Source organism: Roseomonas sp. AR75 (assembly GCF_005222815.1).
Lineage (GTDB): Bacteria > Pseudomonadota > Alphaproteobacteria > Acetobacterales > Acetobacteraceae > Falsiroseomonas.
The window spans coordinates 723,637-748,179 of record NZ_STGB01000004.1; the positions used below are offsets into that span (position 1 = coordinate 723,637).

The 24,543-nt window shown below is 72.0% G+C and carries 27 protein-coding genes; 15 read left to right on the top strand and 12 right to left on the bottom strand.

The features are described 5' to 3' along the window. Positions 1–3: 3 nt before the first annotated feature. Positions 4–1,221 carry a sorbosone dehydrogenase family protein gene (locus E4T13_RS17470; RefSeq protein ID WP_137179564.1) on the bottom strand — a complete coding sequence of 406 codons (1,218 nt, stop codon included), beginning with the start codon at positions 1,219–1,221 and terminating at the stop codon, positions 4–6. 149 nt (positions 1,222–1,370) lie between these two features. Between E4T13_RS17470 and E4T13_RS17475 the strand changes: the two genes are divergently transcribed. Together E4T13_RS17475 and E4T13_RS17480 are read left to right on the top strand one after the other, a co-directional pair. Continuing rightward, a complete protein-coding gene (locus tag E4T13_RS17475; protein WP_137179565.1) occupies positions 1,371–2,951 on the top strand; it encodes a bifunctional UDP-sugar hydrolase/5'-nucleotidase in 1,581 nt (526 codons plus the stop codon). Further along, positions 2,948–3,544 (top strand): DUF938 domain-containing protein, encoded by a 597-nt coding sequence (locus E4T13_RS17480; protein ID WP_137179566.1) that lies wholly within the window; start codon positions 2,948–2,950, stop codon positions 3,542–3,544. Before E4T13_RS17475 ends, E4T13_RS17480 begins: the two co-directional genes overlap by 4 nt. 78 nt (positions 3,545–3,622) lie before the next feature. On the opposite strand, the gene E4T13_RS17485 is transcribed toward E4T13_RS17480, so the two are convergent. The 4 genes from E4T13_RS17485 to sdhC all read right to left on the bottom strand — a co-directional run bounded on the left by E4T13_RS17485 (position 3,623) and on the right by sdhC (position 7,123). Beyond that, entirely contained in the window at positions 3,623–4,405 is a 783-nt protein-coding gene (locus tag E4T13_RS17485) for a succinate dehydrogenase iron-sulfur subunit (RefSeq protein WP_137179567.1), read from the bottom strand. An 8-nt stretch (positions 4,406–4,413) separates the two neighbouring features. Continuing rightward, complete coding sequence (gene sdhA / locus E4T13_RS17490; protein WP_137179568.1) at positions 4,414–6,225, bottom strand: succinate dehydrogenase flavoprotein subunit; 1,812 nt, start codon at positions 6,223–6,225, stop codon at positions 4,414–4,416. 66 nt (positions 6,226–6,291) lie between these two features. Then, positions 6,292–6,702: a succinate dehydrogenase, hydrophobic membrane anchor protein gene (gene sdhD, locus E4T13_RS17495; RefSeq protein ID WP_137179569.1), complete on the bottom strand. Its 411-nt coding sequence runs from the start codon at positions 6,700–6,702 to the stop codon at positions 6,292–6,294. A 10-nt stretch (positions 6,703–6,712) separates the two neighbouring features. Then, entirely contained in the window at positions 6,713–7,123 is a 411-nt protein-coding gene (gene sdhC, locus E4T13_RS17500) for a succinate dehydrogenase, cytochrome b556 subunit (protein WP_240791176.1), read from the bottom strand. A 196-nt stretch (positions 7,124–7,319) separates the two neighbouring features. On the opposite strand from sdhC, the gene E4T13_RS29940 reads away from it, so the two are divergent. Then, the gene (locus tag E4T13_RS29940) at positions 7,320–7,460 is read left to right on the top strand and encodes a hypothetical protein (protein WP_170985050.1); all 141 of its coding nucleotides are present in this window, start codon (positions 7,320–7,322) and stop codon (positions 7,458–7,460) included. Positions 7,461–7,508: 48 nt separating this feature from the next. On the opposite strand, the gene E4T13_RS17505 is transcribed toward E4T13_RS29940, so the two are convergent. Next, positions 7,509–7,925, bottom strand: coding sequence for a hypothetical protein (locus E4T13_RS17505; protein WP_137179571.1), 417 nt, complete (start codon positions 7,923–7,925; stop codon positions 7,509–7,511). A gap of 143 nt (positions 7,926–8,068) precedes the next feature. Here E4T13_RS17505 and E4T13_RS17510 point away from each other — a divergent pair, with 143 nt between their 5' ends. Next, positions 8,069–8,863, top strand: a complete 795-nt coding sequence (locus tag E4T13_RS17510; protein ID WP_137179572.1) for a helix-turn-helix domain-containing protein — start codon at positions 8,069–8,071, stop codon at positions 8,861–8,863. Here the strand turns inward: E4T13_RS17510 and E4T13_RS17515 are convergent. From E4T13_RS17515 to E4T13_RS17525, 3 genes are all read right to left on the bottom strand, one after another. After that, positions 8,847–9,866, bottom strand: a complete 1,020-nt coding sequence (locus E4T13_RS17515; RefSeq protein ID WP_137179573.1) for an aspartate-semialdehyde dehydrogenase — start codon at positions 9,864–9,866, stop codon at positions 8,847–8,849. The genes E4T13_RS17510 and E4T13_RS17515 overlap by 17 nt on opposite strands. Positions 9,867–9,938: 72 nt before the next feature. Then, positions 9,939–12,260 carry a HAMP domain-containing methyl-accepting chemotaxis protein gene (locus E4T13_RS29945; RefSeq protein WP_170985051.1) on the bottom strand — a complete coding sequence of 774 codons (2,322 nt, stop codon included), beginning with the start codon at positions 12,258–12,260 and terminating at the stop codon, positions 9,939–9,941. Positions 12,261–12,371: 111 nt separating this feature from the next. Further along, the gene (locus E4T13_RS17525; RefSeq protein WP_170985052.1) at positions 12,372–13,364 is read right to left on the bottom strand and encodes a TAXI family TRAP transporter solute-binding subunit; all 993 of its coding nucleotides are present in this window, start codon (positions 13,362–13,364) and stop codon (positions 12,372–12,374) included. Between the two features lie 124 nt (positions 13,365–13,488). Here E4T13_RS17525 and E4T13_RS17530 point away from each other — a divergent pair, with 124 nt between their 5' ends. After that, a complete protein-coding gene (locus E4T13_RS17530; RefSeq protein WP_137179575.1) occupies positions 13,489–13,914 on the top strand; it encodes a DUF1489 family protein in 426 nt (141 codons plus the stop codon). Between the two features lie 45 nt (positions 13,915–13,959). Beyond that, complete coding sequence (locus E4T13_RS17535) at positions 13,960–14,730, top strand: SDR family oxidoreductase (RefSeq protein ID WP_137179576.1); 771 nt, start codon at positions 13,960–13,962, stop codon at positions 14,728–14,730. A gap of 3 nt (positions 14,731–14,733) precedes the next feature. Here the strand turns inward: E4T13_RS17535 and E4T13_RS17540 are convergent, their stop codons facing one another. Further along, positions 14,734–15,465, bottom strand: coding sequence for a 3-keto-5-aminohexanoate cleavage protein (locus E4T13_RS17540; RefSeq protein WP_137179577.1), 732 nt, complete (start codon positions 15,463–15,465; stop codon positions 14,734–14,736). 124 nt (positions 15,466–15,589) lie between these two features. Here E4T13_RS17540 and E4T13_RS17545 point away from each other — a divergent pair, with 124 nt between their 5' ends. From E4T13_RS17545 to E4T13_RS17580, 8 genes are all read left to right on the top strand, one after another. Continuing rightward, positions 15,590–16,414, top strand: a complete 825-nt coding sequence (locus tag E4T13_RS17545) for a molybdopterin-synthase adenylyltransferase MoeB (protein ID WP_137179578.1) — start codon at positions 15,590–15,592, stop codon at positions 16,412–16,414. Positions 16,415–16,467: 53 nt separating this feature from the next. Then, on the top strand, positions 16,468–16,857 hold the full coding sequence (locus E4T13_RS17550) for a DsrE family protein (RefSeq protein ID WP_137179579.1): 390 nt from the start codon (positions 16,468–16,470) through the stop codon (positions 16,855–16,857). A gap of 43 nt (positions 16,858–16,900) precedes the next feature. Continuing rightward, a complete protein-coding gene (locus tag E4T13_RS17555; protein WP_137179580.1) occupies positions 16,901–17,809 on the top strand; it encodes an SH3 domain-containing protein in 909 nt (302 codons plus the stop codon). Between the two features lie 44 nt (positions 17,810–17,853). Beyond that, a complete protein-coding gene (locus tag E4T13_RS31010; protein WP_137179581.1) occupies positions 17,854–18,150 on the top strand; it encodes an SH3-like domain-containing protein in 297 nt (98 codons plus the stop codon). After that, entirely contained in the window at positions 18,147–18,437 is a 291-nt protein-coding gene (locus tag E4T13_RS31015; RefSeq protein ID WP_137179582.1) for an SH3-like domain-containing protein, read from the top strand. Before E4T13_RS31010 ends, E4T13_RS31015 begins: the two co-directional genes overlap by 4 nt. Continuing rightward, positions 18,437–19,021 carry a nitrile hydratase subunit alpha gene (locus E4T13_RS17570; protein ID WP_137179583.1) on the top strand — a complete coding sequence of 195 codons (585 nt, stop codon included), beginning with the start codon at positions 18,437–18,439 and terminating at the stop codon, positions 19,019–19,021. Before E4T13_RS31015 ends, E4T13_RS17570 begins: the two co-directional genes overlap by 1 nt. Positions 19,022–19,025: 4 nt before the next feature. Next, positions 19,026–20,627 (top strand): gamma-glutamyltransferase, encoded by a 1,602-nt coding sequence (ggt, locus tag E4T13_RS17575; RefSeq protein WP_170985053.1) that lies wholly within the window; start codon positions 19,026–19,028, stop codon positions 20,625–20,627. Positions 20,628–20,727: 100 nt separating this feature from the next. Further along, entirely contained in the window at positions 20,728–21,144 is a 417-nt protein-coding gene (locus tag E4T13_RS17580; protein WP_240791177.1) for a DoxX family protein, read from the top strand. Between the two features lie 7 nt (positions 21,145–21,151). Here the strand turns inward: E4T13_RS17580 and E4T13_RS17585 are convergent, their stop codons facing one another. Next, positions 21,152–22,243: a helix-turn-helix domain-containing protein gene (locus E4T13_RS17585; RefSeq protein WP_170985054.1), complete on the bottom strand. Its 1,092-nt coding sequence runs from the start codon at positions 22,241–22,243 to the stop codon at positions 21,152–21,154. Positions 22,244–22,325: 82 nt separating this feature from the next. Next, entirely contained in the window at positions 22,326–23,318 is a 993-nt protein-coding gene (locus tag E4T13_RS17590) for an asparaginase domain-containing protein (protein ID WP_170985055.1), read from the bottom strand. Between the two features lie 201 nt (positions 23,319–23,519). On the opposite strand from E4T13_RS17590, the gene E4T13_RS17595 reads away from it, so the two are divergent. After that, entirely contained in the window at positions 23,520–24,449 is a 930-nt protein-coding gene (locus E4T13_RS17595) for a helix-turn-helix domain-containing protein (RefSeq protein ID WP_170985056.1), read from the top strand. The last annotated feature ends 94 nt before the right edge of the window (positions 24,450–24,543 follow it).

Sequence of the window (24,543 nt, forward strand, 5' to 3'; positions counted from 1 at the left end):
GCCTCACTGGCGATAGGTGATGCGGTAGATCGCACCCATCTGCTCGCCGGCGACGAGCAGCGAGCCGTCGCGCATCACATGCACGTCCACCGGACGGTCCAGGAAGCGCTGGTTCGCGTCGTCGCGCAGGCCGGTCAGGAAGTCCTCGATGAACATCACGTTGCCCTGCGGGTCGAGATGCGCGACCACCACGTCGAAGCCGGAAAGCTGCTCGCGGTTCCAGGAGCCGCGGCGGGCGATGAAGATCTGGTTGCGATACCGCTCGGGGAACATCGTGCCGGTGTAGAAGCGCAGGCCGAGCGCGGCGGTGTGCGGGCCCAGTAGCGCGGCAGGCTGGACGAAGCCGCTGCAGAGATGCCCTGCATTGTGCTGCGGATCGGCCGCGCCGGCGGAGCAGAACGGGAAGCCGTGGTCCTCGCCGCTCTGGCGCACGCGATGCAGCGTGTCCTGCGGCCAGTTGTTGCCGGCCCAGTCGCGGCCGTTGTTGGTGGCGTAGAGCTCCCGCGTGACGGGGTGGTGCGTCATGCCCACGCTGTTGCGGATGCCCCGCGCCTCGATGCGCCGGCCGCTGCCATCCGGATTGAACGAGACGAGAAGGGCGAACTTGTCGCGGTCGGTCTGGCACACGTTGCAGTTGACGCCGACATTCGTATAGATCCGGCCGTCCGGCCCCAGCGTCGCGAATTTCCAGTGGTGGTTGCCGCCATGCTCCTGCTCCGTGGGCAGCGCGAAGGCGGCGGTGAGGTCCACGGGCTGCGGCACGTTGTCGAGGTTCGCCTCGATGTTGTCGTAGCGCAGCACGCGATTGACCGCGAGCACGTAGAGGCTGTTGCCCACCATCACCAGGCCGTTCGGTTGGGGGAGGCCCTGTGCGATCACGCGCGTCCGGGTGGTGCCGTCGGGGTTGCGGCTGACCGCATAGACGCGGCCGATGGCGCGGGTGCCGGCGAAGATCGTGCCGTTCGGCCCCTCGGTCATCATGCGCACCCCGGGCATGCCATGCGCATAGACCTCGGCGGTGAACCCCGCCGGCAGGCGCAGCGCGCCGACCGGCACCTGGTCGAGCGGCGTTACGGTCAGGCGCGGGGCATGCGGCGCCAGGGTGGAGCCTTCCGGCCGGCCGACGGCCCAGCCGGGCACCGGGGCGGCAGGGGCCTGCGCGTAGGCGGGCAGGGCGGTGGCGGCAGCCAGCAGGCCGGCCGCAAGGGTGTGGCGGATCATGGAAGCGTCTCTCCCGCATGCGCCGCGTGTTGCCCGCGGCGAGCGGCGGGAGCATGTCGGATGGGCGAGCGCCGCGCAACGGGCGGTTGTCGCGCGACGGTCACAGCGTCGCGCATGACAGCGGCACGGCGCTCATGCAGGATCGCGCCATGCCCGCCTTACGCCGCCGCACCCTTCTCTCCGCCGCGCTCGCGCTGCCGGCGCTCCGCCCCGCACGGGGCGAGACCGCCAGCCGCGTCAGCCTGCTGCACCTCAACGACTTCCACAGCCGGCACGAGGGCGGGCAGGCGAGCGGGGCGAATTGCCGGCCGGACGCCGCCTGCCTCGGCGGCAGCGCGCGGCTTGTCGCTGCCATGAAGGCCAGCCGCGCGGCGGCGGAGGCGGCGGGGCGCGCCACGCTGGCGCTCGATGCCGGCGACCAGTTCATGGGCAGCCTGTTCTACACCTATCACCGCGGCCTGGCGGAGGCGGCGATCCAACAAGCCTGGGGCTGCGAGGCCATGGCGCTGGGCAACCACGAATTCGACAACGGGCCGGCGAATGCGGCGCGCTACATCCGCGCGCTCGGCGTGCCGGTGCTGTCCGCGAATGTGGACACCGCGGCGGAGCCCGCGCTGGATGGGCTGGTGCGGCCCCTTGCCGCCTTCGTGCGCGGCGGCGCGCGCATCGTGGTGATCGGGCTGACCACGGAGGAGACGCCGTTCACGGCCTCTCCCGGACCGAAGCTGCGCTTCCGCGACTCGGAGGAAGCGGCGGAACGGGCCATCGCCGCCGCGCGCGCGGAAGGGCCGGCGACGGTCGTGTTGCTCTCGCATCGTGGCCTGCCGGCCGACATGCGGCTTGCGGAGCGGCTGCCCGGCGTGGACGTGATCGTCGGCGGGCATTCGCACACGGTCCTGGCGAACCGCCCCGACGCCGCGGGGCCGGCGCCGACGCTGGTGGAGGGGCGGGATCGCACGGTGCGTATCGTGCAGGCCGGCGCGTTCGGGCGCTTCGTCGGCCGGCTCGACCTCGACCTGGATGCGGCGGGGCGCGTTGTCGCGCATCGCGGCGAGGCGGAGGAGATCACGCCGACGATGCCGGAGGATGCCGGCGCCGCCGCGCTGGTCGCGCGCTTCGCCGCGCCGCTGGCGGAACTGCGCGCGCGGCCGGTGGCGCAGTCGGCGGCCGAACTCGACAACGCCGCATGCCGCACGGGCGAATGCGCGCTGGGCAACCTGATCGCGGAGGCGATGCTGGCGGCAGCGCCCGGCGCGGATATCGCGCTGCAGAATGGCGGCGGCATCCGCACGCGCCTGCCGGGGGGGACCATCACCTATGGCGACGTGCTGGCGGTGCTGCCCTTCGGCAACACGCTGGCCACTGCCACCATCCGCGGCGCGACGCTGCTGGCGGCGCTGGAGAACGGGCTCTCGCAGCCCGGCGCCGGGCGCTTCCCGCAGATCGCGGGGTTGCGGATCGAGGCCGACCTGAAGGCGCCGGCGGGTAGCCGGCTGGTCTCGGCCGAGGTGCTGCGCGGCGAGCGCGCCGGACGGGTGGACCCGGAGCGCGCTTATCGGCTGGTGACCAACAACTTCCTGCGCCTGGGCGGCGACGGTTATGCGATGTTGCGCGACGCGGCACTCGAATCCTACGACACGGGCCCGCTGCTGGAGGAGGTGTTCGCCGCGCATCTCGCCACGCAGCAGCCCGTTGCGCCGCGCACGGACGGCCGGATCGGGCTGCGATGAGCGAAGACGTCCGGATCGTCGCGCCGGCCGCGGCGCGCAACCGCGATCCCATCCTGACGGTGCTGCGGCGCGTGCTGCCCGAGTCGGGCCTGGTGCTGGAAGTGGCGAGCGGCAGCGGCGAGCATTGCGCGCATTTCGCCGCCGCGCTGCCGGGACTGCTGTTCCAGCCGAGCGATCCCTCGGCGGAGGCGCTGGCAAGCTGCGATGCCTGGTGCGCTGGGCTGCCGAACGTACGGCCGGCGCTGGCGCTGGATGCGGCGGCGGAGGGTTGGCCCGTGGATCGCGCCGATGCCGTGCTGAACATCAACATGGTCCACATCTCGCCCTGGGCCGCGACGCTGGGGCTGCTGCGCGGCGCGGCGCGTCTGCTGCCCACCGGCGCGAAGCTGGTGCTCTACGGTCCCTGGATCAGGCCGGGGGTCGAGACGGCGCCGAGCAACCTGCAGTTCGACGCAAGCCTGCGCGCGCGGAATCCGGAATGGGGCCTGCGGCGGCTCGATGATGTTTCGGCCGTCGCGGCGGCGGCGTTCGACGCGCCGGAGGTGATCGAGATGCCGGCGAACAACGTGATGCTGGTGCTGCGGAGACGGTAGCGCTGTTCCCTCCCCCCGCACGCCAAGACCCTCCCCCGCACGCGGGGGAGGGTCGGGGTGGGTTGGGAAGTGCTCCGGCTACCCCTGCCGCGCGGCGAGCATCTGCTTGATCTCGCCAATCGCCTGCGCCGGGTTCAGCCCCTTCGGGCAGGTGCGGGCGCAGTTCATGATGGTGTGGCAGCGATAGAGCTTGAACGGATCCTCCAGCGCATCCAGCCGCTCGCCCGTGGCCTCGTCGCGGCTGTCGGCGATCCAGCGATAGGCCTGCAGCAGCACCGCGGGGCCGAGATAGCGGTCGCCGTTCCACCAGTAGGACGGGCAGGCGGTGGTGCAGCAGAAGCACAGGATGCACTCCCACAGCCCGTCGAGCTTCGAGCGCTCCTCCTTCGACTGCAGCCGCTCGCCATCTGGCGGGGGCGGCGTGTCGGATTTCAGCCAGGGCTCCACGCTGCGAAGCTGCGCGTAGATCTGGCTGAGGTCGGGCACCAGGTCCTTCACCACCGGCATGTGCGGCAGCGGGCTGATCTTCACGTCGCCCTTCACATCCTCGATCGGCTTGAGGCAGGCGAGGGTGTTCAGCCCGTCGATGTTCATCGAGCAGGAGCCGCAGATGCCCTCCCGGCAGGAGCGGCGGAAGGTGAGGGAGGAATCGACCTCGTTCTTGATCTTGATCAGCGCGTCCAGGACCATCGGGCCGCACTGGTCGAGATCGATCTCATAGGTGTCGGTTCGCGGGTTGTCGCCGGAATCCGGATCCCAGCGGTAGATCTTGAACGCCTTGACGTTCTTCGCGCCGGCAGGGGCGGGATGGCGCCTGCCCTCGGTGATCGTGCTGTTCTTGGGAAGTGTGAAGGTGGCCATGGGTCGCCTCAGTACACCCGCGCCTTGGGCGGGAAGACCTGAACTTCGTTCGTCAGGGTGCGCATCTTCACCCCGCGGTAGTCGAGGCGCACGTTGCCGTCGCCATCGCACCAGGCGAGCGTATGCTTCATCCAGTTCTCGTCGTCGCGCTCGGGGAAGTCCTCCTGCGCGTGGGCGCCGCGGCTCTCCTTGCGGGCGTCGGCGCTGACGATCGTCGTCATCGCGTTGCCCAGCAGGTTGTCCAGCTCCAGCGCCTCCATCAGGTCGCTGTTCCAGATCAGGCCGCGATCGGCAACCTTCAGGTCGCTCATCCCGCCCCAGATCCTGCGCATCTTCTCCACGCCTTCCTTCAGGCTGGCGCTGTCGCGGAACACCGCGGCGTGGGTCTGCATCGCACGCTGCATCTGCACGCGCAGTTCGCTGGTCGGCGTGCCGCCCTTGGCGTTGCGGATGCGGTCGAACCGGTCGAGGTCGCGCTCCCCGGCATTGGCCGGCAGCGGCGCCTGGCTCGCACCCGGCTTGATCGTCTCGGCGGCACGATGCGCCGCGGCGCGGCCGAACACCACCAGGTCGAGCAGCGAGTTGGTGCCGAGCCGGTTCGCGCCATGCACGGAGACACAGGCCGCCTCGCCCACCGCCATCAGGCCGGGCACCACCGCGTCCTCGTTGTCCCTGGTGGGGCGCAGGACTTCCGTGTGGATGTTCGTGGGGATGCCGCCCATGTTGTAGTGGACGGTCGGCAGGATCGGGATCGGCTCCTTCGTCACGTCCACGCCGGCGAAGATCTTGGCGGTCTCGCTGATGCCGGGCAGGCGCTCATGCAGCAGCTCGGCGCCGAGATGCTCGAGATGCAGCAGGATGTGGTCCTTATGCTGGCCGACGCCGCGGCCTTCGCGGATCTCCACGCTCATCGCGCGGCTGACCACGTCGCGGCTGGCCAGGTCCTTGGCGGTCGGCGCGTAGCGCTCCATGAAGCGCTCGCCCTCGGAATTGGTGAGGTAGCCGCCCTCGCCGCGCGCGCCTTCGGTGATCAGGCAGCCCGCGCCATAGATGCCGGTCGGGTGGAACTGCACGAATTCCTGGTCCTGCAGCGGCAGGCCCGCGCGCAGCACCATCGCATTGCCGTCGCCCGTGCAGGTGTGCGCCGAGGTGCAGGACAGGTAGGCGCGACCATAGCCGCCCGTCGCCATCACGACGGTCTGCGCGCGGAAGCGGTGGATCGATCCGTCTTCCAGGCACCAGGCGGTCACGCCACGGCAGACGCCCTCGTCGTCCATGATGAGGTCGAGGGCGAAATACTCCACGAAGAACTCGCAGCCATGCTTCAGGCTCTGCTGGTAGAGCGTGTGCAGGATGGCGTGGCCGGTGCGGTCGGCGGCGGCGCAGGCGCGCATCGCCGGCGTCTTGCCGTAATGCTGCATGTGGCCGCCGAAGGGCCGCTGGTAGATCTTGCCGTCCTCGGTGCGGCTGAACGGCACGCCGTAATGCTCGAGCTCGATGACGGCCGGGATCGCCTCGCGGCACATGTATTCGATAGCGTCCTGGTCGCCGAGCCAGTCCGACCCCTTCACGGTGTCGTACATGTGCCAGCGCCAATCGTCCTCGCCCATGTTGCCGAGCGCGGCGCCGACGCCGCCCTGGGCCGCCACGGTGTGGCTGCGCGTGGGGAAGACCTTCGTGATGCAGGCCGTTTTCAGGCCGGCCGCGCCCATGCCGAAGGTGGCGCGCAGCCCCGCGCCGCCGGCGCCCACCACCACGACGTCATAGGTGTGGTCGACGATCCGATAGGCCCCGCGCGAGGGTTTGGAGATGGCGTTCATCCTGCCGTCCGTTCGTGTCGCCGGCGCCGGAATGGGCGTCGGCAGGTCATGCGAATAGCTGGTGCCTCAGACCGCGATGCGAAGCACCGCGAGCGCCGCGGCGATGGCGAGCAGCCAGGAAAGCCCCTTGGTCGCCAGGACCAGCCCGATCTTGAGCCCTTCCTGGTGCGCGTAGTCCTCGATGATCACCTGCAGCCCGGCGGCGATGTGGTGGAAGGTGAGCCCGATCAGCGCCAGCAGCAGCACGGCGTTCAGCGGCTGCCCGATCCAGAGCATCGCCTCCGCATGGCTCATGCCGGCCGATGTCGCCAGCGAGAGGATGAACCAGATCGTCAGCGGCAGCAGCGCGATGGAGGTGACGCGCTGCATCCACCAGTGATGCGCGCCGGACTTGGCCGAGCCCATGCCGCGGACGCGGCCGAGCGGGCTGCGGAGCGTGGCCTGGCGCGGCGGCTGGCCTGATGTGGTGTGCGACATGCTCAGCCCCTCACCAGGAAATCAGCAGCATCAGCCAGGTGAGGCCCGTCAGCACGCCGGTGCCCAGCAGCACGGCGCGCCCGGTCTTGTAGACCGTCGGGATGTCGTATCCCCAGCCCGCGTCCCAGGCGAGGTGGCGGATGCCCGCCAGCGTGTGGAACCATGCCGCTGCCGTGACGCCCATCAGGAACAGGACGCCCAGGAAGGAACTGAGGAACCACTGCACATTCGCAAAGGCGAGGGGGCCGGAGGCGGCGGCCACCAGCCACCACACCATCACCACCGCGCCGGCGGTCCAGATCATCCCTGTGATGCGATGCGAGATCGAGAGCGCGCTGGTCATCTGCAGCATGTCATAGGCCTGCAGGTGCGGCGACAGCGGCCTGCGCACGAGCGTGCCATCCGACCGGCGACCGATCATGGTCGCCTCCCGGGAATCCTGCATGGTGGACATACGCTAACGCTCCCCATGACGCGCCGGTAACATCGTCTCGGCGCGCACCTTCCTCGCAGTTACCTTTATGGTGCAGCGCGCCAGAGCGTCAACGCAGGGTGGGGACATGGTCTGCACGGCTTTTTGTGCATGCCCCGGGCGATAGGAATGTTATCCTTCGCTCATGCCCGCTCTCAGGCCGATTCGCACAAGCCGTCGCCCGCGTCCCACGCCCTGCACGGTGCAGCGGTTCCTCGACGTGGTGCACAAGCTGCTCACCGCCGCCGCGGCCCTCGCGATGCTGATCAGGGTGCTGCTCGGCTGAGCGGCGGCATGGCCCGGCGGCCGGGGGTCGGCCGCCGGGCGAGGCGCCTCATCGGCGGGAGCGACCGAGTCCGATCCATTGCAGCACCGCGAAGGCCGCGACCGCGAGCGCCTGCGCCGCCACGAAGGCGGTGCCGAGGCCGGTCGGCGCCACCCAGCCCGAGGCGAGCAGCAGCAGGCTGTCCACGACCCAGACGGCGTTGAGCGCGATCACCGTCCAGACCGCCCAGGCCGGCAGGCTCGGGCGTCCCGCCATCCAGACGAGCGCCGCGATATAGGGCAGGCAGACCAGCCCCGCGCCGCGCAGCAGCCCCGCCGGCAAGCCAAGCGATCCGGCGAGCGCGGGGGCGGCGAGCAGGAGCGGCAGCGCCAGCGCGGCGCTGCCCGCGGCATCGAGCCGCAGGGCGAAGCGCAGCAGCGGCGAGGGGATGAGCGCGGCGGGGCGCTCGGCGAGGGTGGCGTCCATGTCCAGAAGAATCCTCCGGCGCGGGCGGCTGCCGGGATGGCCTGCCTTCCTGGCCCGCCGCGGCAGGATGGGCAGCGGCCTGTCGCGGAGCGATGACCTCGGAGGTAATCGAAACCGCGCGCCATCGGCGGCATGATCCGGCCATGGCGACGATGACGCGCGAGGTCGGTGGGCTGATCCGCGAATGGCGGCGGCGAAGGCGGCTCAGCCAGCTCGACCTGGCGAGCGAGGCGGCGATCTCGCAGCGCCATCTGAGCTTCCTCGAATCCGGCCGGTCGCGGCCGAGCCGGGACATGCTGCTGCATCTCGCCGAGCAGCTCGACGTGCCGCTGCGCGAGCGCAACCTGCTGCTGGTCGCGGCCGGCTTCGCGCCGCACTACCCCGAGCGCGGCTATGACGACCCCGCCATGGCCGCCGCGCGAGCGATGGTCGCGCGCGTGCTGGCGGCGCAGGAGCCCTTTCCGGCGCTGGCGGTGGATCGGCACTGGACCCTGGTGGATGCCAACCGCGCCCTCGCCCCGCTGCTGGCTGACGTGGCGCCGTGGCTGCTCCGCCCGCCCGTGAACGTGCTGCGGCTGGCGCTGCACCCGGAGGGCGTCGCGCCGCGCATCGCCAACCTGCCGGAGGTCCGTGCCCACATGCTGGACCGCCTGCGCCGCCAGGCCGAGCAGACCGCCGATACCGCGCTGGTTGCCTTGCTGGCGGAGCTGCGGGCGCTTCCGGGCGGTGCGCCGCCTCGCGTGGACCACGCCGCGGGCGCGGTCGCCATCCCGCTGCGCCTGCGCACGGAAGCGGGCGAGCTTTCCTTCATCAGCACGATCACGGTGTTCGGGACACCGATGGACGTCACGCTCTCCGAACTCGCGATCGAGACCTTCCTGCCGGCCGACGCGGCGACGGCGGAGGCGCTGCGGCGGGCCGCTACTCCACCAGCTTGAGGCGCACCAGTTCTTCCGCCACCTGCACCGCGTTCAGCGCGGCGCCCTTGCGCAGGGTGTCGGTCACGCACCAGAACGCCAGGCCGTGCGGCACGGTCAGGTCGCGGCGCAGGCGGCTGACATAGACCGCGTCCTCTCCGGCGACCTCGGACGGCGTCACGTAGCCGGCCTCCTCGCGCCGATCCAGCAGGATGATGCCGGGCGCCTCGCGCAGCGCGGCCCAGGCCTGCTTCTCCTCGACCGGGCGATCGAAGGCGACGGTCACGCTCGCGGCATCGCCGATGAAGACCGGCACGCGCACGCTGGTGACGATCGCTGCCAGATCGGGGTCGATCAGCTTGCGCAACTCCGCCGCCGCGCCGCGCTCCTCGGTGGTGTAGCCATCATCGCCGATGTCGCCGACCTGCGGGATCAGGTTGAAGGCGATCGTCTTCGGGAACTGCTCGGCCGGCGGCGCCTCGTTCACATAGACGCCGCGGGTCTGCGCCCAGAGCTCGTCCATCGCCTCCTTCCCCGCGCCGGCAACCGCGTGGAAACCGGTGATCACGGCGCGCCGGGCCTTGCCGATGGCGTGCAGCGGCTTCAGTGCCACCGCGACGGTTGCGGCCAGCGCGGAGGGGCAGGCCACGATCCGGCGCTTGCGGGCGCGCGTCAGCGTCGCGGCATTGGCTTCCGGCACCACCAGCGGCACATCCGGCTCCAGCCGGAAGCGGGGGGAGAGGTCGATCACCATCGCGCCGGCTTCGGCGGCGCGCTGCGCCTCCGCCGCGCTGGCCGCCTCGCCGGCGGCGAAGAAGACCAGGTCCGTGTCGCGGAAATCATGCCCTTCCAGGCCGCGCACCCGCAGCACCTGCTCCTCGCCATAGGAGACTTCCTGCCCGCCGCCGCGCCCCGGCGAGAGGGCGGCGACCTCGGCTGCCGGGAATGCGCGCTCCGCGAGGGTGCGAAGAATCTCGCGCCCGACCTGGCCGGTGGCACCGACCACCGCGACCTTGATGCCCATCTGCCCTGTCCGATGCTGTCCCCGCGCAGGTAGGCGCAAGCGGGTCCCAGGGCAACCGGACGCAGCGAGTTGCTACATCGCGCGCACCGCGTGCAGGAAGCCCGCGGCCTTCTCGCGCAGCGTCGCCGCCTGGCCGGCCAGCGCGCTGCTGTCCTCATGCATGGCGCCCGCTGACTGGCCGGTGCTCTCCGCCGCGGCGCGCACGCCGGCGATGCGGCCGGCGACCACCTGCGTCGCTTCCGCCACCTGCGCGGCGCTGCGCGCGATCTCCTGCGTCGCGGCGCCCTGTTCCTCCACGGCGGCGGCGATGGCGGTGGCGATCTCGCTGGTGCGCTCCACGGTTGCGCCGATGCCGCGGATTGCGCCCACCGCCTGGTTGGTGGCGGCCTGCATCTCCGCGATCTGGCGGCCGATCTCCTCGGTCGCCTTCGCGGTCTGCCCGGCCAGCGACTTCACCTCGCTCGCGACCACGGCGAAGCCCTTGCCGGCTTCCCCGGCGCGCGCCGCCTCGATCGTGGCGTTCAGGGCCAGCAGGTTGGTCTGGCCGGCGATGTCGCCGATCAGGCGGACCACGTCGCCGATGCGCGCGGCCGCCTCCGACAGGCCCTGCACGGTGCCATCCGTCGCGCGCGCCTCCGCCACCGCGCGGCCCGCCACCTCCGCGGCTTCGCCCACGCGGCGGGCGATCTCCGTCACGCTCGCCGCCATCTGCTCCGCCGCCGCGGCAACGGACTGCACGTCGCCATGCGCGCGGTCGCCGGCCTGCGCCACGGCCGAGGCCTCCTCGCCCGAGGTCGCCGCACTCGCCGTCAGCGCGCGCGAGGAGGCCTGCAGCCGCTCGGCGGATGCGGCGACGGCTTCCACCACCTGCCCGACCTCGCGTTCGAAGGTGTCGGCCAGCCGCGCCTTCTCCGTCATCGGCGTCCAGCTCAGCATGGTGCCGGCATAGCCGCCGGCCGCATCGCGGATTGCGGAGGCGCGCAACTCCACGACCTCCTCGCCGAAATGCAGGTGGCTGCTGTGCGGCAGGCGCTCCGGCTCGGACAGGATGGCGCGGACGCGCTGCGGATCGCGATGGAAGATGTCCATGCTGCTGCCCGCCACCGCATCCGGCGGCACCGGCAGATGCGATCCCAGGCGTTCCATCAGGCGGCGCGCTTCGGCATTGAGGTAGGTGATGCGGAAATCGTCGCGCGGATCGGCGCTCATCACGCCGCTCGGCATCTGTTCGAGCATCTGGCTCTGCGCGAAGGCCTGACGGACCGTTCCGCGCAGCGATTCCAGCGCCTCGGCGATGATGCCGATCTCGTCGCGGCGACCACGATCCGGCACGGCGACCTCCGCATCGCCCGCCGCGATCGCCCGCATCGCCCCGGCCAGCCGGCGCAGCGGGGCGCCGACCCAGCGGGCCATCAGCACGGAGGAGAGCAGCAGCAGGCCCGCGACGGCCAGCCCGGCCCAGAGCGTCGCATTGCGCATCTCCTCCGCCGCCGCGATCAGGCCTTCGCGTCGCGCCGCGGTGATCTGCGCCCCGCCTTCCGCCAGGGATTGCAGCCTGGCGAACAGGGCAGCGCGGGCGGGCTGCACGCGCTCCTCGCGGATCTTCGCCACGGCCTCGCCGGCGTTCAGCACTTCCTCGGCCGCCTGGGCGAGGGTGATGGCGCCTTCGGCGAGCCGGCCGAAATCGTCCCGCAGGCGCTGCGGCCCCGCGGTGATGCCGGCAAGCCCGCGGCCATGCACGCGCACCTGAGCGATGCCGCGCCGCACCCGGCGCACCTGGGTCGCGTCGCCGGTCGCCAGAAGCTGCTGCACGCCCAGCCGCACGTCGTTGACCGCGCCATGCACCGTCATCACGCGCTGACGCACCTCCTCGAGCGCTTCTGGCGGCAGGTCGAAGGCGAGGCTGCCATTGACCATCTCGAAGGCGGATTCATACGTCGCCGCCTGGCCGAACAGCCTGGCGTCGCGTGCCTCCACCAGCCGCGCGCGCTCCTCGGCGAGGGCGGTGAGCGCCGCCCGATATGCGGCGCCGGCTTCGCGCAGGGCGCTCGCCTGGCGCGACATGTCGCCGCTGCCATAGCCGGCGATGCCGGCCTCCACCCCGGCCAGCCCCTCATCCAGCCGCTGCAGCATGCGGTCGCGGGCGGCGTCCTGGCCGGCCGCATCGGGGGTCATCAGCAGGTCGAGTTCGAGCGCCGCGACCTCCCGCAGCGCCGTGGCGCCTGCCTCGATCCGCTCAAGCACGCGCTCCGTGCGGGCCTGGGCGTGCTGCGAGTCCACCACCGCCTTGCTCTGCACCCAGACCAGCACGACGAGTCCGGACAGAAGCAGGACCGCAAGCAGGGCGGAGAGACCCAGCTTGCGCGCGACCGGCAGGTTGAGCAGCAGCGACATGGCGAGCGTCCTGGAAGGGGTCGATCCCCTTCTGCCTATCCGCCTCGCCTTGACAGGCCGTGAATCCCTCGGCTGCGGCGAAGGGCCTGGCCCTTCGCCGCAGCCTGTGCGTCAGGCCGCGACCAGCCGGTCCGGCACCTGCTGTCCCACCTCGCGCAGATAGCGCGCGGCACCGGGGTGGAAGGGCAGGAAGGTGTTCTTCGTCCAGTTCTCCGCCACCGTGTCCACCCCCGCGGCGATCGCCGCCTTCAGGCGGGCGTTCTGGCCGAGCACCGACTTGGCGATCTCATAGACGAGGTCGTCCGGCAGGCTCTTATGCGCGATGGCGAAGTTGTACATGCCCACGATCTTCAGCGGCCGCGTCTGCTTGCGGTAGGTGCCCATCGGCAGCGTGCCCGCCGCAAGCTCCGGGAACTTCGCCGTGAGCTTGGCAATCTCGGCGTCGGTGAAGTCGAGGAAGTTGACGTCGGCCTGCACTTCGAGCTCGCTGAAGGCCGGCACCGGCACGCCGGAGGCGAAGGCGAAGGCGTCGAGCAGCCGGTCCTGCAACTGCCCCGCCATGTCCGAGGCCGAGCCGTAGCGGATCGCCGAAGGCGTCGCGCCGATCTCGTTCAGGATCAGCGGGTAGTAGGTGCCCGGCGTGCCGCCGCGCGGGCCGACGCCGACATTCTTGCCCGCGAGCTGGGCATGGCCGGTGATGCCGGAGCTTTTCAGCGCGATGCCGTGGAAGGGCGTGTCGTACATCGGGAAGATTGCCCGGATGTCCTGGAACTTGTTGCCCTGCGTCCAGGCGCCCGTGCCGTTCCAGGCCTGCAGGGCGACGCCCATCGTCACCATGCCCAGCTCCACCTCCTTGCGCTGGACCAGGATGATGTTCTGGTTCGGGCCCTGCGTGGTGCGGTAAGAGATCTGCACGCCGGTCGCTTCCTGGGCGAGCTGGCCCCAGGCCGGGCCATACAGCGCATAGGTGCCGCCCGGCGCAGCGGTGCCCATGTTGAGCGCCCGCGGCCAGGCGGGGTTCTTCGGCTGCGCGGCAGCGGGGCGGAGGCCCAGAAGGGCGGGTGCGGCTGCGCCCATGGCTCCGATGATGATGCGACGATGCATGAATTTCCTCCCTGGCGGCTCGTTGCAGCCTGCTGCGTTACCCAATGGCAACCTGCTTCGCAACCCGCTGCCGGCTGAAAGGGGCTTGCGCGGACTCGGCCGGTTGCCACATCGCTGTCGTCGCATGTTGCACATCATCAAGCTTTGCGTCGGCGTGAAGGAAGTGGCGGAGCTTGCCGAGTGGCAGGCGAAGCGCAGCCGCCTCGATCCGCCGCTGCGCCACCAGACCCGCATGATGCCGAAGCGCGTGGCGGAGATCCTGGATGGCGGCTCGCTGTATTGGGTGATCGGCGGCTTCGTGCGGGTACGCCAGCGCATCCTGGATGTGCGCGAGGAGAGCTGGGACGACGGCACGGCCTGCTGCGGCCTGGTGCTGCACAAGGAACTGGTTCCCGTGGAACTCAGGCCTCAGAAGCCGTTCCAGGGCTGGCGCTATCTCGACCCCCCCGCGGCACCGGCCGACCTGCCGCGCGGCGCGGTCGCGGCGGCAGGGCTGGAGAAGCTGCCGCCGGCGCTGCGCAAGGAGCTGGCGGCGCTCTGCCTGATCTGAGCGGAACGGTCTAGGCTGCCCCCAACCAACCCAGGGGATCCGCCGATGTCATCGCCACAGCATGCCGCCCTGTTCGACCTGACCGGTCGCGTCGCGCTCGTCACCGGCGGCTCGCGCGGGCTCGGTGCCGCGATGGCCGTGGGCTTCGCCCGGGCGGGCGCCGAGGTCATCCTGAACGGCCGCGACCAGGCCGCGCTGGACCGCCAGGCGGAAGCGATGCGGGCCGAGGGGCTGAAGGTCCGCACGGCGGTGTTCGACGTCTGCGACCGCGCCGCGATGGATGCCGTGGTGCCCGGCCTCGGGCCGATCGACATCCTGATGCACAATGCCGGGCACCAGCATCGCGGCCCGGTCGAGGAGCTGAGCGACGAGGGCTGGTACGGCGTGCTGGACACGCACCTGACCGCGCTGTTCCGCCTGTCCCGGCTGCTGGTGCCGGGGATGAAGCAGCGGCGGCGGGGCAAGATCCTGGCGATCGGTAGTCTGGCGAGCGACCTCGGCCGCGGCACCATCACGCCCTATGCCGCGGCGAAGGGCGGGCTGAAGATGTTCATCCGGGCCCTCGCGGTGGAGCTCGGGCCGCACAACGTGCAGTGCAATGCGATCGGGCCCGGCTGGTTCGACACCGAGATCAACAAGCCGCTGCTGAACAACCCGGAATGGCTCGCCACGGTGAAGCGCCGCTGCCCCGCCGGGCGCTATGCGCAGCCGGAGGAGATCACGGGCACGGCGGTGTTCCTCGCCTCGCCGGCCAGCGACTTCGTCTCCGGCCAGCTCATCTTCGTGGATGGCGGCGTCACCGCGAACATGATGTAGCCGCTACGGCGACAGCGCCGCCGCGACCAGGGCGGCGTTGTCCGGCGCCGTGCTGCCATCGGGCAGTTCCGCTACATCCTCCAGCCCGATGCGCAGCATCAGCCCGAGTGCGGCGCCGCGGCGGGCCAGCGGCCAGGCGCTGCGGCCGGAGCCGTGCAATTGCTGCTCCGGGCCGGCGGTGCCAAGGCGCGCGAGGATCGCCTCGGCCAGGCCAAGCGCGGCATCGGGCGGCATGTCGTCGATCTCGACCAGCACGCGGCGGCATGAGGGCAGCAGGCCGAGGGCGAGCAGGCGCTCGGCGTCGGCAAGGGTGGCAAGCCCGGCCTCCACGCCAATGCCGGCTGCGTGCAGCGCGGCGATCACCGCAGGCGCGTCCGCTTCCGAGAGGTTCACCGAGGCCTCGTCCGGCCGCGCGGCGTCCGGCAGGGCGGCCCAGCCGCGGATGCAGGCGCGCCTTCTTGCATCGTCACCGGTGATCCATGCGCCGGTGCTGACGGATATGTGAAGCGCGGGGGCGGCGTTGCGCACCGCGGCGACGGCCGCGCCGATATCGGCGGGGTCCAGCGTCTCGGCGCCCGAGGCATCACGCGGGTGCAGGTGCAGCGCGACGGCACCGGCGTCCGCGCAGGCTGCCGCGTCGGCCGCCAGGGCGGCGGGTGTCAGCGGCAGGCGTGGGTGGAAGCCTTGCGGCCTTGCGCCGTTGAGGCAGGCCTGGATGCGGCGCGCGTCGGTCATGGCGGCGGGATAGCATCCATTGGCGAGGTCGCGCGGCCCCCGCCCCATCCCTCCCCCCGCCCTGCGGGGGAGGGAGAAGCGGACAGCCTTGCGCCGTGCTCCCGCAAGCGACCATATCGGCCGCATGGATCTCGATTTCACCGAGGACGAGCTGCGGCGCTACTCCCGCCACATCCTGCTGGCGGAAGTCGGCGCGATCGGGCAGGCGAAGCTGCGCGCCGCGCGCGTGCTGATCGTCGGCGCCGGCGGGCTCGGCTCGCCGCTGGCGCTGTACCTCGCCGCGGCCGGTGTCGGCACGCTCGGGCTGGTGGATCACGACACGCTCGAACTCTCGAACCTGCAGCGCCAGGTCGCGCATGTCACCGCGCGGATCGGCCGCAACAAGGCCGAGAGCGCCGCGGAAACGCTGGCCGCGCTGAACCCCGACACCAGGGTCGAGATCCACGCCCGCCGCATGGACGCCGAGGCCGCGCGCGACCTGATCCCGCGCTACGACATCGTCTGCGACGGCACCGACAACTTCGCCACGCGCTTCCTGCTGGGCGATGCCTGCCACCTGCTCGGCAAGCCGCTGGTCTCCGCCGCGGTGCTGCGCTTCGAGGGGCAGCTTTCGGTATTCCAGGGCCATCGCGGCGCACCGCACCCCTGCCATCGCTGCCTGCACCCGGAACCGCCACCGGAGGGCCTGGTGCCCACCTGCTCGGAAGCCGGCGTGCTGGGCGCGGTCACAGGCGTCATGGGCACGTTACAGGCGACCGAGGTACTGAAGCTCATTCTCGGCATCGGCGAGACGCTGACCGGGCGGCTGTTGCTGTGGGACGCGCTGGACGCACGGTTCCGCACCGTGAAGCTCGCCCGCGACCCGGCCTGTGCGTTGTGCGGCGAGGCGGCCACGATCCGCGACCTTTCCGCGCATGAGCACGCGCCGGCGCCGGCCTGCGTGACGTGAGCGCGTCCGATCGCCGCAGGGCGCAGCGGCCGGAGGCCGCGAGCACCGGAGGCGTGAATCGGCCGCGCCAGGCGCCCCCGCTGGGCATCCTGCTGATCTCCGGCGGCCACGAACGCGCGCATTACGCGCTGGTGCTGGCCACCGGCGGCGCGGCGATCGGGCGCGAGGTCGTGCTCTTCGCCACCAACGCCGGCTGCCGCCTGTTCGACGCCGCCCGCCCGCTGGAATCCGACCCGCGCGAGGCGCGGCTGGCGGAACGCGGCGTCGCGGGCATCGCCACCCTGCTGGACGCGGCGCAGGAGCTTGGCGTGACGCGCATCGCCTGCGAGGCCGGCTTGCGCGCCGAGGCGATGGCGCCCGAGTCGCTGCAGCCGGGCGTCGAGCTTGCCGGCGTGGTCACCTTTCTCGGCGCCGTCCGGGCCGGGCAGATCGTCAGTCTCTGAGCCCGTCTTGACCCGGCGCGCAAAACTGTCGGAGGGAACGGGGATGCGCGTGTTCCTTCCGTTGCTGGTGGCGCTGCTGACGCTGCACGCCGGCACGGCGTCGCCGCAGACGGTGGCCCCCGGCAGCCTCCCGCCGCCGCGCCCGCTGAATGCGCCGCCCGCCGCCCCGGCGCCGAGCCCCCCGCCGGCCCAGAGCGCCCCGGCCTCGCGGCCGGCTGCCTCCGTACCGGCACAGCCCACCGCCCGCCCGGCGCCGCCGCGCGCGAGCCAGCCGGCCGCGTCGTCGCGCAGCCAATCCGGTTCGGCAACGCAAGGCCGGGCGGCGCGGCCCGCCCCGCCTCCCACTGTCGGCAACCGCACGCCGCCGCAGAACCGCCGCCCCGGCGCGGCGGCCGGCGCCGCTGCGGGGGCTGCGGCCGGGGCTGCCGCCGCCGGCGCCGCCAGCGCCGCGAACCGCCCGCCCGAGCCGCCCGCCGCGGCCACGCCCGCGCCGCCGCCGCCGCCGAGCGTCGGGCCGGTGAGCGGCTTCCCGCTGCCGCGGTTCGCCTCGCTGCGGTCGGACCAGGTGAATATGCGGGTCGGGCCGAACACGACCTTCCCGATCGAATGGACCTTCCAGCGCCGCGACCTGCCGGTGATGATCATCGGCGAGTTCCAGGTCTGGCGTCGAATCCGCGATGCCGAGGGCGCGGAAGGCTGGGTCCATCAATCCACCCTGCAGGGCCGCCGCACCGTGTTGGTGCGTCCGCCGGCGAATGCGCGGGAGGTGACGCTGCATCGCGACGCCTCCGCCGAGTCCGGCGCGGCCGCCCGGCTGCGCCCCGGCGTGATCGCCCGCGTGCGCGAATGCGAGGCTTCGAGCGCCTGGTGCGAGGTGCAGGTCGCCGGTCATCGCGGCTATCTCCGCCGCGGCGATGTCTGGGGCCTCATGCCGGACGAGGAGGTGAAGTAGGCCGCGATTGAGCGCGACGCCCGCCCGCCTTAACCTGCCGCGCCATGGACGAGACGCCCCCGCCCGCCACCCATGACCTCGGCGGCGCGCCGCGCTTCCGCTGCACGCCGGTGGACCCGGATGACGAGGCGCCGCCCGACGCCTTCGGCAAGCGGGTGGACGCGATCCGCCAGCTCCTTGCCCGCAAGGGCCTGCTGACGGTGGACGAGATGCGCCGCGGCATCGAGGCGCTGCCCGAGGCCGAGTATCACGCCCTCGGCTATTACGAGCGCTGGCTGCGCTCGATCAGCGGCATCATGGCGGAGAAGGGCGTGGTTGCGGCGGAGGAGCTTCGGCCATGACCTTCCAGCCCGGCCAGCCTGTGCGCGTGAAGCGCGATTTCCCCGAATTGCGCGGCCCCTGCCACATCCGCACGCCGCACTACCTGCGCGGCCTGGGGGGCACCATCGAGCGGCCGCTCGGCAGCTTCGCCAACCCGGAGGACCTGGCCTATTCGCGCCCGGCGGCGAAGGTGCCGCTGTACCATGTGCGCTTCGACCAGCCCGCGCTGTTCAACGAGGGCGCCAAGGGCGACACGCTGCTCGTGGAAATTTTCGAGCACTGGCTCGAACCGCGGGAGGCGAATTGATGGCAGCGCCACCGAACGCAGAAAGCATCGCCCTGCTGGAACGCTTCGTCGCCGCCCTCGCGGCACGCGGCATCGTCAGCGAGGAGGAGATCGCGTCGCAGATCGAGCGCACCGACCGCGCCAGCCCCGAGATCGGTGCCCGCATGGTCGCCCGCGCCTGGACCGATCCCACCTATCACGCGCTGCTGCTGCGCGACGGCACGGAGGCGGCGGAGCAGATGGGCGTCTCCATGGCCGGCGCGCCGCCGCTTGGCGTGCTCGCCGACACCGACCGCGTGCATCACCTGGTCGTCTGCACGCTGTGCTCCTGCTATCCGCGCATGGTGCTCGGCTATCCGCCGCATTGGTACAAGTCGGCCGCGTATCGTGCGCGCGCGGTGCGCGACCCGCGCGGCGTGCTGGCCGAATGGGGCACGGTGCTGCCGCAGGGTGTCGAGGTGCGCGTGGTCGATTCCACCGCCGACTATCGCTGGATGGTGCTGCCGCAGCGCCCCGCCGGGACCGAGGGCTGGGACGAGGCGCGGCTCGCCGCCATCGTCACGCGCGACCATCTGGTGGGCGTCTCGCTGCCGGCGGCGGCCTAGCGCGGTGAAGGGCATCGTCGTCTGCCCGCAGCCGCGCGCGGCGGATGTCGGCGCGGACATTCTGCGGCGCGGCGGCACCGCCTTCGACGCGGCGCTCGCCACGGCCTTCTGCCAGATGCTGCAGGACCCCTTCATGTGCGGCCTCGGCGGCATGGGCACGCTGCAGTACCGGGATGCGCGCAGCGGCCGCCAGGGCATGATCGACTTCCACGCGCGCGCCGGCGCGAAGGTCACGCCCGACATGTGGGCGGCCGACAGCAAGGGCCGCTCCGCCATCTCCGGCTACGCGCTGTTCGAGGATCATCGCGCGGAACTCGGCTACACCGCGATCATGACGCCCGGCACCGTCGCCGGCCTGGCGCGGTTTCACGCCACGCTGTGTTCCTGGGATTGGGCCGATCTGCTGGCGCCGGCGATCCGCATGGCGAAGGAGGGCATCACCGTCACGCCCTTCTTCGCCGATTTTCTTGTTCGCCCGCCGCAGCCCGGCCTGCCCACCGGGATGCAGCGCGTGACCAAGACGCCGGCCTGCGCCGCGCTGTATCTGAAGGACGGCGCGCTGCACCAGGTGGGCGACGTCATCCGCCATCCGCAGATGGCCGACACGCTGGACCGGCTCGCGGCGAAGGGCGCCGCCGACTTCTACACCGGGGAGATCGCCGGGCGCATCGCAGAGGACTTCGCAAGCCACGGCGCCTTTGTCACGGCCAGCGACCTCGCTTCCTACCACCCGGTGGAATCGCCGCCGGTGATCGGCAGCTATCGCGGCTTCGAGATCGCCTCCAATCCGCCGCCGGGATCGGGCGCGGTGCTGATCGCGATGCTCAACATCCTCGAGAATTTCGACTTCGTCGGCGTGCATCCCGGCAGCGTGCGGCACCTGGATCTTGTCGCGCGCGCCATGGCGGCGGCGCATGAGGATCGCGAGCATTGGCTCGGCGATCCCGCCTTCGTGGAGGTGCCGGTGGAGACGATGATCTCCAAGGCCCGCGCCGCGGAGTGGGCGCGAAAGATCCGGGATGGCTGGCTGCCCGGCGGCCGGATCGGCGCGCCGCCCTCCTGCACCACGCATCTCTCCGTCTGGGATGCGGCGGGCAATTGCGTCTCCCTCACGCACACCCTCGGCACCGGCGCGGGCGTGGTGACCGAAGGCCTTGGCTTCAACTGGAACAACGCCATGAAGCTGTTCGACATGCGGCCCGGCCGCGCGAACAGCATGGCGCCGGGCAAGGCGCGCACCACCGGCATGGTGCCCACCATCGTATCCAAGGATGGCGAGCCCTGGATGGTGGTGGGCGCGCCCGGCGGCAGCGTCATCATCTCCTCCGTACTCACCACCATCGTCAACGCCATCGACTTCGGCATGACGGCGGTGGAGGCGGTCTCCTTCCCGCGCATCCATTGCGAGGGCGGCCCGGTCTTCTGCGAGGCGCGCGTGCAGGGCGACGTGGTGGAGGGGTTGCGCGCGCTTGGCCACGAGGTGCGGCACTCGCCCATCTCCTACGATCCCACGATGAGCCGCGCGCATGCCATCCTGCTGCGCGACGGCAAGCCTTCGGGTGCTGCCGATCCGCGCGGCGGCGGGGGCGTTGCCATCGCCTGGTGACGGGCGGCGCCCGGCGCAGGTCCGGGCGCAACGTTGGGCCTTCCCGGCCGTTGGCGCCGAGGCGCGACGCGCCAAGCTGAACAAAGCCGGGAGTTCATGCGTGTCCGACTTCATCGTCTCGCCCACGCTACAGGCCTGGGCGCCGAGAATGCTGAGCGTGCTGCGCATTGTCGCCGCGCTGATCTTCTTCCTGCATGGATCGCAGAAGCTGCTGGGCTTTCCGCCGATGGCGAATGGTGGCCCGGGTCCCGAGGTCTTCACCCTCTCCTGGATTGCCGGCGCGCTCGAACTGGTGCTGGGCGCGCTGCTGATCCTGGGGTTGTTCACGCGGCCTGCGGCCTTCGTGGCCTCGGGCGAGATGGCCTTCGCCTACTTCCTGGGACATGCCCCGCGCGACCTGTTCCCGACCCTGAACGGCGGCGACGCGGCAATCCTCTACTGCTTCGTCTTCCTCTACATCGCCGTCGCCGGGCCGGGTCCGTGGAGCCTGGACGCCGCGCTGCGCCGCCGGGGCTGACGCTGCGTCAGAGACGGCGGAGCAGCTCGGCGTGGTCGCGCGGGCGCATCTCCGCTGCGCCGCGCGACGGTGCGAAGGCCTGCCCCGCCAGCGCCGCGATGCGGAACTCCCGTGGGGAGCAGCCGAATTCACGCCGGAAGATGCGGCTGAAGGAGGAGTGGTCGAAGAAACCCACATCCTCCGCGATGCTCGCGATCTCTCGCGTGTCGGCGGCATCGCCGAGCGCGCGGGCGGCGGCGCGCAGGCGCTCCGTCTGGATGTAATGCGCCACGCCGCCCTGCGGCTCGAACAGCCGATAGAGCTGGGAGCGGGAGACGCCGGCAAGCTTCGCCAGGCGGTCGGGTCCGAGCATCGCGGACCGCAGGTGCTGGCGGATCAGGGCCTTGATGCGGGAGATCAGCACCTGCTCCAGCGGTGCCCGCGCCGCCGCCATCGTGCCGGCCCCCGGCGCGATGGATGCGGCGATCATCGCGCGCGTGGACTCCACGACGCGTGGCAGTTCCGCGGCGCCGAGCGCCGGCATCTCGGCGGCGAGCTGCAGGATATAGGCGGCGAGCAGCCGCCCCATGGCGCTGTCGAGCGGCGCGTCGCGCGAGGCATGCAGCGCCGCGCCGAGTTCCGGCAGCACCTCGCGCGGCACGAAGAGGCAGAGCCAATCGATGTCGGAGCGGTCGGAGACGAAGACGTCATCCAGCGACCCCACGCTGACCGCCCCGGCCGACAGCATCAGGCAGGTGTCGCCGCTGCGGATGCGCCGCTCGCCGCGCCGCGCGACGCTGATCATCCAGTGGTCCAGCCCGTTGCGCCGCGACTGGGCGAGGCTGCGCGACAGCCGCGCCGCCGGCGCCTGCATCGTCGCGAGCGCCAGCGGTCCGAAACGCCACACCTCGCGCCGCGCGGGAAAGCCCGCCGCCGCATCCCGCAGCGGCGCAGTGTCCACCGTGCCGGCGCTGGACTCGTGCCAGGCGGCGAATTGCTCGGCCGGTGGCAAATCCAGGGTCGAGAAGGCGAGCGGCGCGCGGCGTGCCGCAGGCAGTACGTCGCCGGCGTTGCCCAGCCTCACCCGCTCGGCGGTATCGTCGAGGCGCGGCGAGGACAACCGGTGAGCTCCGCAATTCAGTTTCGCGGACGACCCTAGCCGCCTTCGGGCATGGAAAGCCAATCAAGCCGTGCGCAAATGGTCATTGGTAGGGGGCGAAGGCCGCCGCTGCCGCCGCCTGCCCGCCATTGCCGCGCAGTGCCAGGCCCAGCAGCAGCCTTGCCTTGGCCCCGGTGAGGCAACCGGCCGCGATCAGGCCGTGCCGCAGCAGGGCCGGGCGGGCGCCGCCCACCTCTCCGCCCGGCGCGACCATGACCTCGTCGCGGCTGCGCGCGGCGAGCACCACGGGCATGCGCGCCGCCAGCGTCGCGAGGCGCGGCACCGCCTCCTGCGGCACATGGCCCGCGCCCAGGCCCTCGATGACGGCCCCGGCGTAGCCGAGCATCGGAAGGGACGCGAGCCGCACGCCGTCATCGCCCATCGCCCAGCCCATCAGCGCCACGGGACGCGGCGGGCCACCATAGGAGGGCAGCACGGGCAGCCGCGCCGCGCGCACCCAGAAACGCGGCCGGTCGTCGAGCAAGGCGCCGATCGGTCCGAAGAGTTCGGAGCGTAGCCAGGCGGCGGCGCCGCTGCCGACATCCCGCACGAAGCGGGCCGCATGGATGCGGCCCTGCGCCACCACGAGCGTGCCGAGGTCGCGCGCTTCCTCCGATGCGGCGACGCGCGCCGCGGCCAGCAGGCTGCCGGCGATCGGTGCGCCAGACAGGGCGGTGCCGCGCGGGATGGGCGTGACCACCACCGGCTTCGGCCCGCCCACCAGCAGGTCGAGGAGGAAGGCGGATTCCTCGATGGTCTCGGCGCCCTGCACCACGATCGCGCCATCGCAGCCCGCCGCCAGCGCATCCTCGATCCGCTGCGCGACATCCACCAGATGGTCAGGGGAGAGCGAGGCGCCGGGCAGGTCCGGCAGCGCATGGAGCATGATGTCCACCGCGCCGGACAGTTCGGGCAGGGCAGTCACGCCCTCCGCGCAGGGCGCAGGGGCGTTCGCGCCCGGCCCGGCCGCCGAGGCAGCCTCGTCGCGCCCGAGCCAGACGAGCAGAAGCCGCTTGCGGCCCAAGCTTCTGTCCAAGGCTGGCGCCACCCTTCCTCCGGACGTTGCCGTTCCGATCAGGCTATCCGGGCGAGCCGGCGCGGCGATGCGCCGGGAATCCTCCGAGTGTTCGCTGCGTTCCGCCCGGGACGCCGCGCGCCGATTCCCACGTTGCGGTCTCCTTCCAAGCCTGGGATGCTGAGCGGCGAGCCATCGGGCAGCCATGGACCGGAGCACGGCGTGCAAAGGAGCGTTGCCACGCGGCATCTCGGCGCCAGTCCGGATGGGGAGTCCTTCGCCATCGGGAAGGTCGGCTGCGCGCCGGGCATGCTGCTCGACGACAGCGCCGCCGAGCGCGAGCGCTGGGTGCTCGGGGCCATGGCGCTGCATCGCGTCGTGGCGCGCCGCGCCCGCTACGACCGCACGCCGGACCAGATCCGCGGGGACCTGCTCGACCACGCCGTCTTCTGCCTGGCGACGCGCGGCAGCCACGCGCTGCGGGCATCAGGCTTCGACGGCGCGGTGCCACTCGGCGTGCCGGCGCTGCTGTCCCTGGCCGAGCCTTTCCAGGGCGCGCTGCACGACGCGGAGTTCCTCTGCCTTGTCGTCCCGCGCGACAGCGTCGCCGATCTCGGCCCCGCCCTGGACCGGTGCCGGCCGGGACCGCTCGATTCCGTTTCCGGCCGGCTGCTGGGACGGTTCCTGGATCAACTTGCCGCCGAACTCCCGACCATGCGGCAGGCCGAGATGCCCCGCGCGGTGGAGGCGATCCGCGCCCTGCTGGGCGCCGCCCTGGCCGCCGGCGCCACGGCCGAGCCGGTGGACAAGGCCCTGGTGCAGGCCGCGCGACTGTCCCGCCTGCGCGGCCTCATCCATGAGCATCTCCGCTCGCCGGAACTGACGGCGGAGCTGCTGTGCCGCCTGTCGGGCATGTCGCGCTCTCAGCTCTACCGCCTGTTCGAGCCGGTCGGCGGCGTCGCGCGGGAGATCCAGCGTGAAAGGCTGCGCCGGGTGCACCGCGCCATTGCCGATCCGCAGGACCGCCGCGCCATCCAGGACATCGCGCAGGAATTCGGCTTCGCCGAGCCGACCACCTTCAGCCGCGCGTTCCGCCGCGAGTTCGGCTACGCACCGGGCGCCGCGCGGCCGCAGGCGCCGGGGGTGCGATAGGCCGGCCAACCGCCAGCAACGCATGCCCCGCCGATCCCGCCCATCATGCTGTATTGCACATCGTATGGCACCGATACGCAGGGGCAGGACTGGA